Annotated in this window: 16 protein-coding genes; 9 read left to right on the forward strand and 7 right to left on the reverse strand. The window is 68.3% G+C overall.

Going from position 1 to position 15,391, the window contains the following annotated elements; translation table 11 throughout:
• Nucleotides 1-194: 194 nt before the first annotated feature.
• A complete protein-coding gene (locus tag ON27_RS28410) occupies nt 195-590 on the reverse strand; it encodes a hypothetical protein (protein ID WP_157227372.1) in 396 nt (131 codons plus the stop codon).
• Between the two features lie 105 nt (nt 591-695).
• Between ON27_RS28410 and ON27_RS28415 the strand changes: the two genes are divergently transcribed.
• The gene (locus ON27_RS28415; RefSeq protein WP_043734306.1) at nt 696-1,670 is read left to right on the forward strand and encodes an o-succinylbenzoate synthase; all 975 of its coding nucleotides are present in this window, start codon (nt 696-698) and stop codon (nt 1,668-1,670) included.
• Nucleotides 1,671-2,089: 419 nt separating this feature from the next.
• Here ON27_RS28415 and ON27_RS28420 read toward each other — a convergent pair whose 3' ends face one another.
• On the reverse strand, nt 2,090-2,602 hold the full coding sequence (locus ON27_RS28420) for a TIGR04338 family metallohydrolase (RefSeq protein ID WP_043734314.1): 513 nt from the start codon (nt 2,600-2,602) through the stop codon (nt 2,090-2,092).
• 112 nt (nt 2,603-2,714) lie between these two features.
• Nucleotides 2,715-3,557: a DUF2786 domain-containing protein gene (locus tag ON27_RS28425; protein WP_043734307.1), complete on the reverse strand. Its 843-nt coding sequence runs from the start codon at nt 3,555-3,557 to the stop codon at nt 2,715-2,717.
• A 122-nt stretch (nt 3,558-3,679) separates the two neighbouring features.
• Between ON27_RS28425 and ON27_RS28430 the strand changes: the two genes are divergently transcribed.
• The 6 genes from ON27_RS28430 (at nt 3,680) to ON27_RS28455 (ending at nt 10,750) form a co-directional block, all read left to right on the forward strand.
• Nucleotides 3,680-4,981: an ABC transporter substrate-binding protein gene (locus tag ON27_RS28430; RefSeq protein ID WP_043734316.1), complete on the forward strand. Its 1,302-nt coding sequence runs from the start codon at nt 3,680-3,682 to the stop codon at nt 4,979-4,981.
• Nucleotides 4,982-4,990: 9 nt separating this feature from the next.
• Nucleotides 4,991-6,052 (forward strand): carbohydrate ABC transporter permease, encoded by a 1,062-nt coding sequence (locus tag ON27_RS28435; RefSeq protein ID WP_083887850.1) that lies wholly within the window; start codon nt 4,991-4,993, stop codon nt 6,050-6,052.
• On the forward strand, nt 6,052-6,945 hold the full coding sequence (locus tag ON27_RS28440; RefSeq protein ID WP_174377892.1) for a carbohydrate ABC transporter permease: 894 nt from the start codon (nt 6,052-6,054) through the stop codon (nt 6,943-6,945). Before ON27_RS28435 ends, ON27_RS28440 begins: the two co-directional genes overlap by 1 nt.
• 380 nt (nt 6,946-7,325) lie before the next feature.
• On the forward strand, nt 7,326-9,605 hold the full coding sequence (locus ON27_RS28445) for a transglycosylase domain-containing protein (protein WP_043734308.1): 2,280 nt from the start codon (nt 7,326-7,328) through the stop codon (nt 9,603-9,605).
• A gap of 251 nt (nt 9,606-9,856) precedes the next feature.
• The gene (locus ON27_RS28450; protein WP_043734309.1) at nt 9,857-10,315 is read left to right on the forward strand and encodes a GyrI-like domain-containing protein; all 459 of its coding nucleotides are present in this window, start codon (nt 9,857-9,859) and stop codon (nt 10,313-10,315) included.
• A 9-nt stretch (nt 10,316-10,324) separates the two neighbouring features.
• Nucleotides 10,325-10,750 carry a GyrI-like domain-containing protein gene (locus tag ON27_RS28455; protein ID WP_043734310.1) on the forward strand — a complete coding sequence of 142 codons (426 nt, stop codon included), beginning with the start codon at nt 10,325-10,327 and terminating at the stop codon, nt 10,748-10,750.
• A 113-nt stretch (nt 10,751-10,863) separates the two neighbouring features.
• Here the strand turns inward: ON27_RS28455 and ON27_RS28460 are convergent, their stop codons facing one another.
• The 4 genes from ON27_RS28460 to ON27_RS28475 form a co-directional block, all read right to left on the reverse strand.
• Nucleotides 10,864-11,964: an inositol-3-phosphate synthase gene (locus ON27_RS28460; protein ID WP_043734311.1), complete on the reverse strand. Its 1,101-nt coding sequence runs from the start codon at nt 11,962-11,964 to the stop codon at nt 10,864-10,866.
• Entirely contained in the window at nt 11,957-12,514 is a 558-nt protein-coding gene (locus ON27_RS28465) for a PadR family transcriptional regulator (protein ID WP_039803160.1), read from the reverse strand. Before ON27_RS28465 ends, ON27_RS28460 begins: the two co-directional genes overlap by 8 nt.
• Nucleotides 12,515-12,626: 112 nt before the next feature.
• A complete protein-coding gene (locus tag ON27_RS28470; protein WP_043734313.1) occupies nt 12,627-13,418 on the reverse strand; it encodes a DUF1707 SHOCT-like domain-containing protein in 792 nt (263 codons plus the stop codon).
• Between the two features lie 4 nt (nt 13,419-13,422).
• Nucleotides 13,423-14,529, reverse strand: coding sequence for a DUF1707 SHOCT-like domain-containing protein (locus ON27_RS28475; protein ID WP_051047066.1), 1,107 nt, complete (start codon nt 14,527-14,529; stop codon nt 13,423-13,425).
• 113 nt (nt 14,530-14,642) lie between these two features.
• Between ON27_RS28475 and ON27_RS28480 the strand changes: the two genes are divergently transcribed.
• Both ON27_RS28480 and ON27_RS44370 read left to right on the forward strand, forming a co-directional pair.
• The gene (locus ON27_RS28480) at nt 14,643-15,062 is read left to right on the forward strand and encodes a DUF5318 domain-containing protein (RefSeq protein WP_043734321.1); all 420 of its coding nucleotides are present in this window, start codon (nt 14,643-14,645) and stop codon (nt 15,060-15,062) included.
• Between the two features lie 146 nt (nt 15,063-15,208).
• Nucleotides 15,209-15,391, forward strand: a 183-nt coding sequence (locus ON27_RS44370) for a hypothetical protein (protein ID WP_218003049.1), incomplete at its 3' end; no start/stop codon positions are given.

Here is a 15,391-nt window from a genome sequence, read left to right on the forward strand (position 1 = left end):
CTTTCGAGCGAAGCGAGACCGAGCATCCGCCCGTTCGCGGCCCGGCTCGCGTTTGCGCGGCCGCCGCGCAAGCGACGAAGGAGCAAGCGGCGGCCGCGCAAACGCGAGCCACAAAGGGGCCGCGAACCCCGCCGCGCGAAGGCGCGGCAAATCAAACACAGCCCGCGAACACCCAGCGCCGCAGGCGCTGCAAATCAATAGTGAACCTGCCCGGCCAGCGCGAGGCCGCCGCCGAACGAGGCGACGATCAGCACGATCGCCAGCACCGGCCAGTACCACATGTACCAGCGCTTGACGGCGGCCAGGATGAGCATCCCGGTCGCGCCGACGATCGCGAGCGCGGTGCCGCCCCATGACACCGCGAAGGCCCAGCCCAAATAGCCGGTGCGGCAGTCGTCCGGCCCGCACGGATCGGTGGCGAAGGCGAAGAAGACGGTGAAGTAGGCGGCGGCGAGCCCGAGCACCGCCGCGACGCAATACAGCACGACCGCGAGCACGACGTCCCAGGTCCGCACCGGTGGCCGCGGGTCAGGGCGCAGGGGCGGGCCGGGATGCGACGGCCATGGGTGTGGGCTGCCGGTCTGGGACATGCATCGACGATCCCGTCACGGGCGCTGCGACGACTCCGGGAAACTACTCGAGTCCGCATGCGCAATCCCGCGACCGACCGCCTTGGCCGAATAAGCTGGTCGGCGATGAGCGACTCCACAGCGCAGAACGTCGTCTACGCCATTCCGATGCGCACCCGTTTCCGTGGCATCACGGTGCGCGAGGGAATGCTGATCCAGGGGCCGCTCGGGTGGGGCGAGTTCTGTCCGTTCCCCGAATACGACGACCGTGAGGCCGCCGCCTGGCTGGCCACCGCGTTGGAGCAGGTGACGACGGGCTGGCCGGAGCCGGTGCGGGAGCGCATCCCGATCAATTGCACGGTGCCCGCCGTCGACCCGGAGCAGGCGCATGCGATCGTGGGCCGGTCCGGCTGCCGCACCGCCAAGGTGAAGGTCGCCGACCACCCCGAATCGCTGGGGGAGGATCTGGCCAGGGTGGAGGCGGTACGCGACGCGCTCGGCCCGAACGGGGCGATCCGGGTCGACGCGAACGCGGTGTGGGACGTCGATACCGCCGTGCGTCACATTCAGCGGATCGATAAGGCCGCCAGGGGTCTGGAATATGTCGAACAGCCCTGCCGGACCATCGAGGAACTGGCCGCGGTGCGCCGCCGCGTCGAGGTCCGCATCGCCGCCGACGAATCCATCCGCCGCGCCGAAGACCCGCTGCGCGTCGCCGTCGCCGGCGCCGCCGACATCGCCGTGCTGAAGTGCACACCGCTCGGCGGCGTCCGCCGTGCGCTCCAGGTGGCGGAGGCGTCCGGACTGCCCTGCGTGGTTTCCTCCGCCTTGGAGACCAGCGTCGGCCTCGCCGCGCAGCTGGCGCTGGCGGGCGCGCTCCCGGAACTCGACTTCGCTTGCGGTCTCGGCACGTTGAGTCTGCTCACCGGCGATGTCACGCCGGGCTCGCTGCGTGCCTCGGACGGCTATCTCCCCGTTCTGCGCACCCCGCCCCAACCGGACCCGGACCTGCTGGAGAGCCACCGCCACCCCGACGCCGACCGCACCGCGTGGTGGCAGGAGCGTTTGGCCCGCGTCACCGCCTTGGTCCCGCGCGCATAACGACGCGAGAACCGCTGTCCTTCGACGCTATTCATCTGACGACGCCGCTTTCTCCAGCACCCACACGCTCCCCACGACGACACCGCCACACCCCGCACCCACACGCTCCCCACGACGACGCCGCCACACCCCATACACCCACGCGCTCTCTTTACGACGCCGCCACACCCCCAACGGCCACGCGCTTTCCTTCGCACACCTCCGCGCCGACAACGCGTACCCGACCATCCCGCGCCGATCGCGCAGCTCCGGAATCGAACCGCTCAGCGCTTCGACCTCGCGCGACGCCACGGAGTCGTGCACGAATCCTGGCACGCGAACCCGCTGGAACACCCTCCGCGCAGTGCTACGGCTTCCCGCCTACCGGCACTTCGCTCGACGTCACCGGAGCAGCGCGGAACACCCGGTCAGCACAGGACTCACCCGATTCGGACGCCGCAGCCGAGCATGGTGGTGCGCAGGAGCAGCGCCGCCTCGGGACCGACGACGCCGTCGACCAGTTCCAGGTACCGGTCGCAGAACTCCGGGCCGTGCGCGGCCACCGATCCGGGCGCGGGATCCAGGTGATGCGCGAGTTCGTGCAGGATCACCAGTTCCCGCAGCGCCCAGGCGGTGCCGCCGGTGTGCAGTGGAACGGCGAGCACGGCCTCGGCCGCCTCGTAGTGCGCGGCGGTGGTCCCGGCGCGTGCGCGCACACGCACCGCGATGGCGGCGCGATCCCAGCGCCCTCGTACCCAATTGAGGGCCAGCACTTTGTCCGTATAACTCTGCACGGATGCCACGGAGGCGAAGCGGCGCTCGACGGGCAGGGTGAGATGTGAACCGTAGAGCTCGACAGTACGTGCCCCGTGCTCGTCGGCGCGATCGAACACCCCGCGTACCAACTGCTCGGCGTCGTACACCTTGGCGCGTTGACCATCGCGCACAGTCATCGCCGCGACGCCGATCCGGTCCCGGCGTGAATGCCGGATACCCTCGGTGTGTCGGCCCACCTGCGGTCGAGGTGGCCCGCCGAAGCCGGACAGCCCGCGCTGCGCACGTCGATCAGCCACCCTCGCGAGTCAATTTCGCCCGCGCGGCCGGGAGTTCCGGTGCGGTCCCGATCCGCGCGGCCCGGCCCGCGCGATCGCCCGCCGCCCGCGCCGCCGCCGAATGCCCTGTCGAAGCCTGCGGCCCGCGCCAGGTGCCGCGCGCCTCCGAGGTCCTGGCGTAGAAATCTGTGAGCTCGATCTCTTTGTCCCGCAGGGCCAGCGCGGCGCCGGTCACCGGCCCGTCCACGGGCAACACCTCGGCTTCGACCTCCGCCTTCACCTCGGCCAGCCGCCGCCCGATCCGCGCCGCGAACGCCATCTGGAAGTTCAGCCGCGCCGTCACGCCCGCCACCGGCGCCTGCACCCGACGCCGGACCGGGCGACCCCACCGCTTCTCCACCACGATCTTCTCCACCGTGGCCGATCGGTAGGCGCCCGACTTGATGTACTGGTCGGACGCACGCACCATCTGCACGAGCAGACTGGCGTAGAGCGCCTCGCAGGTATCGATGTCGGAGTCGAAACCGTAGGCGTAGACCTGCGTCGATGTCCTGGCGACATCGCAACGCACGTCGTTGGCCGTGGCGATCGCCACGAACAGTTGGACGTAGGTGCGCAACCCGCGTTTGCCCGGCTCGCCGATCGGGATGACCCGCTGCACAGGAGTGGCCCTGCGCTCGCGCCCCGCGATGTGCGCCCGCGCCACCGCGAGATCGATCGACGACTTCGTGGCCAGTCGCTGAGCCGCGGCGAGGAACGCCTCGGCCTCGTGCTCGTTGTCGGTGGATTCGGCCTTGCGCAGCAGTCCGCCGATGCGGGTGAGCATCCGATCGGGGACCGCGTTCGGCGAAGACATCGCGGACCAGCCTAGTGGGCGACTTCGCGCCACTGTCCCGCACGCCGGATCGACACCATGTATCTTGCCTTGTGCACCGGCAGGGTGTGCTGCCGCTCACGAACGATCCTGGAGTGTTTGCGATGGCTGTGAAGAAGGTGTCGTCCCTACGTTCGTCGCTCGTGCCACGGGCCGCGGTCGCGGTCGCGTCGGTCGGGCTGCTGACCGCGACGTTCACCAGTGCCTGCTCCAGCGACAGCGGCGGCAGCCCGATCAGCCAGAACCTCACCGGACGCGGTCCGATCACCTACGTCGAGGGCAAGGACACCACCGAGACCGGCGCGGTCAAGCAGCTGATCGAGCGCTGGAACGCCGCGCACCCGGACGAGCAGGTGACGTTCAAGGAGCAGTCGAACGACGCCTCGCAGCAGTACGACGACCTCGTCGAGCACATGCGTTCCAAGCAGTCCAACTACGACGTGGTCGCCTTGGACGTGCCGTGGACCGCCGAGTTCGCCGCCAAGGGCTGGATCCAGCCGCTGAAGGACTCCTTCACCATCGACACCAGCGCGCTGCTGTCCCCGCCGGTCGCCAGCGCCACCTACAACAACACGCTCTACGCCGCGCCCCGCAACACCAACGGCGGCCTGCTGTTCTACCGCAAGGACTTGGTGCCCAACCCGCCCAAGACCTGGAACGAGCTGCTGGCCCAGTGCCCCATCGCGCGCCAGCAGAACATCGGTTGCTACGCGGGCCAGTTCGCGCCGTACGAGGGCCTGACCGTGAACGCGGCCGAGGTGATCAACGCCTACGGCGGCAGCTTCGTCGGCGCCGACGGCAAGACGCCCACGGTGAACAGCCCGCAGTCCCGCACCGGACTGAAGGTCCTGGTCGACGCGTACAACAACGGCGATATTCCCAAAGAGGCCATCACCTTCAAGGAGCCGGAGTCCAGCAACGCCTTCGCCCAGGGCAAGCTGCTGTTCCTGCGCTCGTGGCCGTCCACCTTCGGTGACGTCGGCGGCGAAGCCTCCGCCGTGAAGGACAAATTCGCGGTCGCTCCGCTGCCCGGCGACAACGGCGTCGGCGCCTCCACCCTCGGCGGCTACAACGCGGCGATCAGCGCGTACTCCAAGAACAAGGCCACCGCCCTGGACTTCCTGCGCTTCCTGATCAGCGAGGACGCCCAGCACATCGTCGCTTCCGGCGCGCTGCCCTCGGTGCGCGCGTCCATGTACGACGACCCGGCGCTGATCGCGAAGATGCCTTACCTGCCCGCCCTCAAGGACTCCATCGCCAGCGCGGTCCCGCGCCCGGTGACGCCCTTCTATCCAGCGGTGAGCAAGGCCATCCAGGACAACGCCTATGCTGCGTTGAACGGAACCAAGTCCGTCGACGACGCGATCACCGGTATGCAAAAGGGTATCGAGACCGCCGGATCGTGATCGAGCGCGATGGACCCGACGAACCCGCAGGAGAGAGAAACGGTGTCGGATCCTTCGGGAACGGCGGCTAGCGTGCCGAAAGACGACGAAGCAGCGGCGGCCGAGCGTGGCTTCGCCGCGCGGCTGGCGCTGGACCTGCGACGCTCCGGGAAAGCCTGGGTGTTCGTCACGCCGGTGCTGATCGCGCTCGCGGTGGTCATCGGGTATCCGGTGTTCCGGGCGCTGTGGATGTCCTTCCAGAAGGACCCCGGGCTCGACCCGGCCACCGGCATGTTCGTCGAAGGCGGCAGCGCCGGGTTCGCCAACTACACGCACTGGCTGCTGCAGCAATGCCAGGTCGTGACCGGCGAGACGGTGCCGTGCCCCACCGGCAATCTCGGCTCGCAATTCTGGATGGCCATCGGGGTCACGCTGTTCTTCACGGTCGTGACCGTCACGCTGGAGGCGACGCTCGGCCTCGGCATGGCCATGGTGATGGGCAAGACCTTCCGCGGCAGGGCGCTGCTGCGCGCGGCCGTGCTGATCCCGTGGGCCATCCCGACCGCCGTCACCGCGCGGCTGTGGGAGTTCATGTTCCAGTACGACGGCGTGGTCAATCGCGTACTCGGCACCCACATCCTGTGGACCTCCGACGCCTGGCCCGCCCGGTTCGCGGTGATCGCGGCCGACGTGTGGAAGACCACGCCGTTCATGGCGCTGCTGCTGCTGGCCGGTCTGCAGGTGATCCCGGCCGACGTGTACGAGGCGGCGCGCGTCGACGGCGCGTCGGCCTGGCAGCGGTTCACCCAGATCACGCTCCCGCTGCTGAAGCCGGCCCTGCTGGTCGCGGTGCTGTTCCGCACCATGGACGCGCTGCGCATGTTCGACCTGCCCGCGATCATGACGCTGGGCAATCCGTCCACCCGCACGGTGTCGATCCTGGTGGTCGACCAGGTCAGGCAAGGCCCCAACAGCGCCGCCGCGTTGTCCACCATCACCTTCCTCTTGATCTTCGCGGTGGCGTTCGTGATGGTGAAGGTACTGGGCGCCAACGCCGTTCGCACCCAGGAAGAACAGCGGGAGGCGCACTGATGGCCGTGCAGACAGTGGACAAGCCCGCCGCCGGGCAGCCCGCCGCACAGCAGATCCCGTGGACGAAGCGCCTCGGCTCGGTACGGCTGTACCTCGGCGCGCTCATCGTGCTCGTCTGGGGTCTCGCGCCGTTCTACTGGATGGCGGTCACCGCGTTCCGCGACCCCGACTACACCTTCGACAACACCCCGTGGCCGACGCACGTCACGCTGGAGAACTTCCGCAACGCGTTCGACACCAGCCGCGGTAACAACTTCGGCAAGGCGCTGGTCAACAGCATCGTCATCGGCTCGATCACCACGGTGATCGCGCTGGCGATCGGGGTACTGGCCGCGTACGCGCTGGCCCGGCTCACCTTCCGCGGCAAGTACGTGGTGTCCGGCCTGATCCTCAGCGCCTCCATGTTCCCCGTCGTCGTCCTGGTCACCCCGCTGTTCCAGCTCTTCACCAACCTCGGCTGGATCGGCGAATACCAGGCGATGATCATCCCGAACATCTCTTTCGTGCTGCCGATGACGGTCTACATCCTGGCGTCGTTCTTCGCCGAACTGCCCTGGGAACTCGAAGAAGCCGCGCGGATCGACGGCGCCACCAAGATGCAGGCCTTCCGCCTGGTCATGCTGCCCCTGGCCGCTCCCGCCGTGTTCACCACCGCGATCCTCGCGTTCATCGCGGCGGTCAACGAATACCTGCTGGCCCGTTTGCTTTCCAGCGACAAGACCGAACCGGTCACCGTCGCGATCGCCCGCTTCTCCGGCAACAACCCACTGGTGCAGCCCTACGCGGCGATCATGGCGGCCGGCACGATCGTCACCATCCCGTTGGTTGTCATGGTTCTGCTCTTCCAGCGCCGGATCATCTCCGGCCTCACCGCGGGCGGCGTGAAGAGCTGAGCTGTGTTTGATTTGCAGCGCCTGCGGCGCTGCGTGTTCGCGGATGCTCGGTCTCGCTTCGCTCGAAAGACGTGGTTGAGGTGCGCTGGGCGTGTCAGAGGTGATCGCACCAGCGGGGGTGCGCCGTTGTCGGCGGCGGGGTGCCTCCTGGACTTCGCTGAGCATCGGTGAGTCTCGCACCTCATCGAATCTTCGATCGGGCGCTGACCATGGCGCTGGGGTCCGGTGGTCTTCGAGGGCGGCGGGGGATACCGTTGGGTCGGGCGTGTCGCCGATGGAAAGTGGAAAGACTGCTTGTGGGAGGACGCGGTAAGCTCTGCTTTTCGATGCTCTTTTCCGTTCGTTCGTGCAGGTGAGTTCGTCCGACGTTCCGGGAGGAGATGATCGTGAGCTCGTTCCGCAAACCGCGAGAGCGTCGACGCGGTGGCAAGGGCGCTCCCCCGACCGCGCCGTATGCCTCGATCGCGGGCTGGACCGAGCGGCCGGACGCGGCGAAACGCAACGCGCGCAGCCGTCGCGAACGGGTGTCGGCCCGCCGGGCATCGCGGCCGCCCGTGGCGCGTCCGGCGCCGGAGGAGAATCGGCCACCGCGCAGCAGGGCCGAACGGATTCGCCGCCTGCTGCTCGCCTTGTTCATCCTGTTCGGCGTGGTTCCCGCGCTGCTGTCGGTGCTGGCGTACTGGAGTGCCGAGATCCCGGAACCGAATGCGGTGCAGACGAATCAGATCGCGACCATCCTGGCGTCCGACGGCAGCACGGTGATCGCGAAAATCGTCCCGCCGGACGGCAATCGGACGCCGGTCCCGCTGTCCGAGGTGCCGCAACCGGTGCGCGAGGCGGTGCTGTCGGCCGAGGACCGCAATTTCTACACCAACCCTGGTTATTCGACTTCGGGGTTTCTGCGGGCCGTGCGGGACAACCTGCTCGGGAAGGACAACGCGGGCGGCGGCTCCACGATCACCCAGCAGTACGTCAAGAACGCGTTCCTCGGCTCCGAGCGCACGGTCACCCGCAAGATGCGCGAACTGATCATCGCGGCGAAGATGGCGCGACAGTGGAGCAAAGACGATATTCTCGCCGCCTACCTCAACACCATCTACTACGGCCGTGGGTCCTACGGCATCGCCGCGGCGGCCAAGGTCTACTTCGACAAACAGGTGAACCAACTGACTCTCGCGGAGGGCGCGGTGCTCGCCGCGCTGATCCGGACGCCCTCGATCCTGGACCCGGAAACCCATCTCCCGGAGTTGAAGGCGCGCTGGCGCTACGTGCTGGACGGGATGGTCGAAATGGGCGTCCTCGCGCCGGGTGATCGGGACGCCACCACTTTTCCGCTGATCGTCCCGCTCAGCCAGATCCCGGACGACAACGTGGCCCGCGGCCCCGAGGGCCTGATCCGCAACCAGGTGGTGCGCGAGCTGCGCGACTCCGGCATCAGCGAACGCGACCTGAACAAAGGCGCGCTGCAGATCACCACCACCATCGACGCCAGGGCACAGCAGGCGGTCCTGGGCGCGGTGCGCGACCGGCTCGGTTCCCAGCCACCGGAACTGCGTGCCGCCGTGGTGTCGATCGATCCCCGTTCCGGCGCGGTGCGCGCGTACTTCGGCGGATACGACGGCATCGGCTTCGACTTCGCCCAAGCGCCGTTGCAGACCGGGTCGGCGTTCAAGGTGTTCGCGGCGATCGCCGCGCAGCAGCAGAGCATTCCACTGTCGCGCGTGCTGGACAGCTCCCCGGTGACCGACCGCGGTACCCGGATCACCAACGTGGACGGTGAGTCGTGCGGCAAGTGCACCATGGCCGAGGCGCTGAAACGCTCGCTGAACACCAGCTTCTACCGGTTGACCATGACGATGTTCGACGGGCCGCAGGCCATCGCGGACGCGGCGCACGCGGCGGGGATCCCGGAAGAGTTGCCGGGCGTCGCGGGCAAGACCCTCAGCGAGGACGGCGGTAAACCGCTGAACGGGATCGTCCTCGGGCAGTACGTGGTCCGGCCCGTCGACATGGCCTCGGCCTACGCCACGATCGGCGCCTCAGGCGTGTACCACCGCCCCTATTTCGTCCAGCGGGTGGTGACCGGCGACGGCCGCGTGCTGCTGGATCGCGGCCCGGAGCAACAGGTCGGCGAACAACTGCCCGAGGGGCAGCAACGCATCTCCCGCAAGATCGCGGAGAACACCACCGAGGCGATGCTCCCGATCGCGGCCTACTCCAATGGGCACGCGCTGAAGAACAACCGGCCCTCGGCCGCCAAGACCGGCACCACCCAACTCGGCGAGAGCGACTTCAACAAGGACGCGTGGATGATCGGCTTCACGCCTTCGCTGTCCACGGCGGTATGGATCGGCACCGAACAGTCCCAGCCGATCCGCACCGCGCGCGGAGCCGACATCTACGGCTCCGGCCTGCCCGCCGACATCTGGAAACGGGTGATGGACGACGCGCTCGACGGCACACCGATCGAACAGTTCGCGGGCACGCAGCCGCCGGCCGGGCCGAATCAGACCAAGCCGCCCTCCGGCGGGCCCTACGACATCCTGAATCCACCGCAGCAGTCACCGCAGCGCGAACCCGTCGTCATCATCCCGCCCAGCGCGCAACCGCCCAGGGAGGTGGAGATTTTCCCGGGGCTGAGCATTCCGGTTCCTGGATAGCGATGATGCTGTGACCTTCCGTCGCCCGGTGGAACGCATGACGTGGCAGCATCGTTTGCCAGAGTGAGAGCGAACAGCGAGTGCGTCGGTACGGGCCGACGCCGAAACCGCGAAAACGATGCGGAAGGATATGCGCTCGAGCGACGGCAGCGCGGCGCGAGCGACGGGCCCGGAGGCGGTAGCCTGCGGCACCATGGAGGGCACCGGGAGCGACGCCAATTGAAGACAGACGAGACATAGGGGCTACGCCGGTGGATTTCAATGTCGTTGACCAACCCGAGACGCTGGTGGCGGGAACAGTGCTTCGCAGCCCCGCGCTCGCGGTCGAAGGACCGCGCCGCGCGAAAGTCGAAGAGGCGTGGAAGCGCAACCTGGCCCGCAAGCTGCCCGGACCGCCGACCACGGCGTACGTCGACCACGCGCCGGAGATCAATTCGTACCTGACCCACATCGTCGGCTACCGCTGCCACAGCCTGGCCGACCTGCTGCCCGGCGACGTGCTCGCGCGGGTGCCCGCCGGGCGCTTCGCCCGGTTCATCGCCAGCGGCGACAACCTCGGCGACACCATCGTGAGCATCTGGCGAGCGGTGTGGGACGCGGAGGCCGCCGGGCGGCTGGTGCGCGCCTATACCGGCGACTGGGAACACTATCCGGACGCACGGACGGTGGAAGTCTTCGTGGCATTGGCAGACGATCAGGGCAACGGGTAGGAACAGACAGTGGACTTCGAGATCGTCACATTGCCGCAGAGCATGGTCGCGGGCCTGACCGTGCCGCTGGCCGGCCGCGAGGTGACCGCGCGTGACCTCGACCTGGTGAACTTCACCTGGGATCGGTACCTGGCACGGGAGAAGAACGTGCCGCGAGTGGCCGCCTACATCGGCCAGAACGATCACGCCGTCGCCGTGCTCGGCTACGAGATCGGCGGAATGGAGGAGCTGGACCCCGGCGACGTGCTCACCGTCATCCCGCAGGGCCGCTACGCCAAGTTCGTCGTCGCCGACAAGCCCTACGACCTGCTGCGCACCGCGTGGGCACAGGTGGCGAAGGCCGAGAACGCGGGAACCATCACCCGCTCCCACACCGCCGAGGTGGAGCGCTACACCGGCCCCGCGTCGGTGGAGGTCTACGTCTCCCTGGACTGATCGCGCTTCCTCGGCGACGAACCCTATGCTCCGGGAGCTGGACGGCCTGTAGATCTAGGGGAGGTCGGCCGAGAGCGTCTCGCCTTCGGCCGACCTCTTCCCTGGTGCGGTGCTTACTCCGCTCCGATGATGAACGCTTCCAGCTGGGCGCGCGCGATGTCGTCGGCGAGCTGCTGCGGCGGGGACTTCATCAGGTAGGCCGAGGCCGGGATGACCGGTCCGCCGATGCCACGGTCCTTGGCGATCTTCGCCGCGCGCACCGCGTCGATGATGATGCCCGCGGAGTTCGGCGAGTCCCACACCTCGAGCTTGTACTCCAGGTTCAGCGGCACGTCACCGAAAGCGCGGCCCTCCAGGCGGACGTAGGCCCACTTGCGGTCGTCGAGCCAGCCGACGTGGTCGGACGGGCCGATGTGCACGTCGTTGGCGCCCAGTTCCTTCTTCAGGTTGCTGGTGACGGCCTGGGTCTTGGAGATCTTCTTCGACTCCAGGCGCTCGCGCTCGAGCATGTTCTTGAAGTCCATGTTGCCGCCGACGTTGAGCTGCATGGTGCGGTCGAGCTGCACGCCGCGATCCTCGAACAGCTTGGCCATCACGCGGTGGGTGATGGTCGCGCCGACCTGGCTCTTGATGTCGTCGCCGACGATCGGCACGCCCGCCTCGGCGAACTTCCGCGCCCACACCGGGTCGGAGGCGATGAACACCGGCAGCGCGTTGACGAAAGCGACACCGGCGTCGATCGCGCACTGCGCGTAGAACTTGTCGGCTTCCTCCGAGCCCACCGGCAGGTAGGACACCAGCACGTCGACCTTGTTGTCCTTCAGCACCCGGACGACGTCGACCGGCTCGGCCTCGGACAGCTCGATGGTTTCCGCGTAGTACTTGCCGATGCCGTCGAGGGTCGGACCGCGCTGCACGACGACGTCGCTGGGCGGCACGTCGGAGATCTTGATCGTGTTGTTCTCGCTGGCGAAGATCGCCTCGGCCAGGTCGAAGCCGACCTTCTTCGCGTCCACGTCGAACGCGGCGACGAACTTGACGTCGCGGACGTGGTAGGGCCCGAACTTCACGTGCATCAGGCCGGGAACGGTCGAGGTCTCGTCCGCGTCCCGGTAGTACTGCACGCCCTGGACCAGCGAGGAGGCGCAGTTGCCCACACCTACGATGGCGACGCGAACTTCTGTGGCGTTGTCAGCCTTCTCGATGTCACTCATGGCCGATATTTCCCTCTTTCTGTGGTGCCGCCTTCGTCGATTGCTCCGCCGCAATCAACTCGTTGAGCCAGCGCACTTCGCGCTCGCTTGATTCGAGTCCGAGTTGATGGAGCTGCCGGGTGTAGCGATCCAGCGACCCGCTGGCCTTCTTGATCGCCTCCCGGAGCCCCTCTCGGCGCTCCTCGACCTGACGCCGCCTGCCCTCCAGGATCCGCATCCGCGCTTCCGCGGGAGTGCGGCTGAAGAAGGCCAGATGAACGCCGAAGCCGTCGTCGGTGTAGTTCTGCGGTCCGGTGTCGGCGAGCAGCTCGCTGAACCGCTCCCGCCCGGCCGGGGTCAGTTGGTAGACCCGTCGCGCACGGCGTGTCGTCGCGCCCGCGGGGATCTCCTCGGCGATCAACCCGTCCGCCTGCATGCGGCGCAGGGTGGGGTAGAGCGACCCGTAGGAGAAGGCCCGAAACGCCCCGAGCAGGCCGGTAAGCCGCTTGCGCAGCTCGTACCCGTGCATGGGCGCTTCGAGGAGCAGCCCGAGGATTGCCAGTTCGAGCACCGGGCTTCACCCCCTGACTGTGTACAGACCTAACCGATGGATGCGACTATCCACTATATCGGAGCGATACATCTGTGCACAGTCGTCACCCGTGGGAGGACGAACCGGGGGATCAGCGCGGGAAGACCGCGAGCGGCTCGCCGGCGAGAGTGAACTTCGCGTATCCGGACGCGCCGCCTTCGCAGTCGACGTGAACGTCCACCACGGGGCCGGGGTCCACCGCTCCCGGCGAGTCGAACTGCACGCTGACATGGCTGATCACGCCGTCCGGGCACCGCACCGTCTGCGGCGCACCCGCCAGCAGCCTCGCGAGGACGGGCACGTCCAGGGCGGCGAGGTCGATGGTGCGCGTATCCGATTTGCGCTCGGAGGTGGTGGAGGTGCGGAAGTCGCCGTTGTAGCGATAGCTGCCCGTCTCGGATCGGCTGCCGGGCTTCTGCCGCTCCATGACGACGTACTTCGGATACAACGTGACGTCGTCGGCGATCAGGTCGCCGAACTCGGCTCGGTACTCCGCGAGGAAGTAGGCCAGGCCCGCTCCGGTGGTCATATCGGGAACGCTCTCCGACGACCCGGGCAGATCGACGTCGCAACGGCTGATCGCGCCCACCAGCGCACCCGCGATCAGGGCGGCGGCGACCGTCGAGACCGGCGCCAGCCAGCGCCGCGGGCGACGCTTGTCCACCCGGACGACGGGGGCGTTCGCCAGTTCACCGGGAATCTGCAGATCACCGATCAGCGCGTCGAGTTCGCCGAAGGACGCGGCGCGCATCGCCTTGGCGGTACGGGCGGCGTGCTCGCTTTCGGTGAGCTGCCCCTCGGCCAGCGCGGTGTCGAGCAGGCCGCACACATCGGCGCGGTCGGTGTCGCGGGCGCGAATGCCGCTGTATCGGGTTGTCGCCATCGCCTCATCCCTCGAACGGCCAGACGCGGCGCACCTCGCCCGCCGGGGTCATCAGGAAGTGGCCGTTCTCCCTGACAGGGTTGTTCACGTAAACCTCGACGATGGGCTGACCGGCGGGAGTCCCGTACCGGGCGTAGAGACCGACGTCGTTCACACTCACCGCGAAATGCGACACGGCGCCGCCGGGAACCCGGGTGATGGTGGCCGCGTCGGCGAGCGCCCGGCCGATCGCCTCCACGTTCAAAGCGCCGAGATCCACCGACGGGGTGTCGGTCTTGCGCGTCGAGATCTGCCGGGACTGGGTGAAACCACCGCGGTAGTCGTAAGCGACCATCCGGTTCGGCTGGCCCGGCACCGCCCGGACGAACGTGACGAAGCTGTCGTGCACAGTCAGCTCGTCGACTTGGAGGTCCCCGAATTTCCGCTGGTAGTTACGCAGGAATGTGGTGATTCCCTCGGTGGTGAGCGGGTTCGGAGTGGGAACCACCAGCGGCTGCACCGTCCCCAGATCCGCCACGGGCAGGGCTCGCGCCTCCGGTCGCGGTTCCTCCGCCCTGGTCACGGCGAGGAATCCGGCACAGGCGGCCAGCACCGCGGCCGCGGTGACCGCCCCCAGATACCACTGACGGCGCGAGCGCGGCGGACGTGGCGCGGGCGCCGCGTCGCGGGGCCGCTGCAAGTCCGCGACCAGGTCCGCGAGATCGCCCAGGGTGCGCGCCTCCGCGGCGAGTTCGGTGAGGGCATCGTGTTCTTCTTCGGACAGCTGGCCGTCGGCGCGGGCGCGGTCCAAGAGTTCGCGAGTAGTGGCGCGATCGGCATCGCGGGCCCTGGTGTGAGCAGGATAACTTCCGCCGGATCCCGCGCGCCGCAAGGTTTTTCGCACGGCCGAGGAACGATCCGCGGTGAACCTCTCGGTAACGGCGGAGGTTTGCAAATCGGCGGTGAGCGCCGCCAGCTCGCCCAGCGTTTTCGCCGCCGCGGCCTGCGCGATTCGGTCGTGATACTCGTCGGCGCCGAGCTGGCCCTCGGCGTAGGCGGCATCCAGCACGCTGGACGCGGTGGCGCGGTCGAGGTCACGCGCTCGCGTGCGCCCGGATGCTGCGATGGACACAGACGGATCGTAAACCGGAAAACGCCGCGCCGCGCTGGTTCGGGCGCCGCCGCGGACCGGTCAATCCGCACAGCCCGGGGCGGCGGGATTGCAACACCGCTACTCTGGTTCTCGTGCGAATTCAGCGGCAAGTTGTCGACTACGCCCTCCGGCGCCGGTCGCTGCTGGCTGACGTCTATGCGGGCCGGGTCGATGTCGCGGAGGTGTGTGATGCGAATCCTTATCTCTTGCGTGCGGCGAAGTTCCACGGCCGGGGGAGCGAGGTCACATGCCCCATCTGCCGGAAAGAACAACTGACCCTCGTATCCTGGGTCTTCGGCGACGGCCTCGGACCGGTCGCCGGATCGGCTCGCACGCCCGAGGAGCTGGTGCGCCTCGCCGAGACTCGCGAAGAGTTCTCGGTCCACGTCGTCGAGGTGTGCCGGACCTGCAGCTGGAATCATCTGGTGCAGTCCTACGTGCTCGGTTCCGCGCCGGCGCCGCCGCGCCGCCGCACCGGGACACGCGCCAACCGGCGCACTGCCGCCGAATGAAGTGCCTGGTCATCTGCCCATCGGGTGACTCGCGGAGCCGGCCTGCGTCCGCCGCGGTGACGACTACCGCTGATAGCCACTTGGACCGCTACGAGTTATGGAGATCTTGTCAGTGAATTCGCCTCACGAGACTTCCCCCTACGGCGATGAGCCACATGGCGGCCGTCCTCCACGGAGTTCACGTCCAAGTCCCAACCCGTACCAGAATCCTCGCCCCGGCCCCCCACCCGGCGCCCGTCCGGGTCCGCCGCCTGGTGCGCGGCCCGGCGCACCGTTTCCCGGTGAACCGCGCGGCCCGCAGCCGCCCCGCCGTCCCGGACCCCCGCCCC

The organism is Nocardia asiatica NBRC 100129 (assembly GCF_000308415.1).
GTDB lineage: Bacteria > Actinomycetota > Actinomycetes > Mycobacteriales > Mycobacteriaceae > Nocardia > Nocardia asiatica.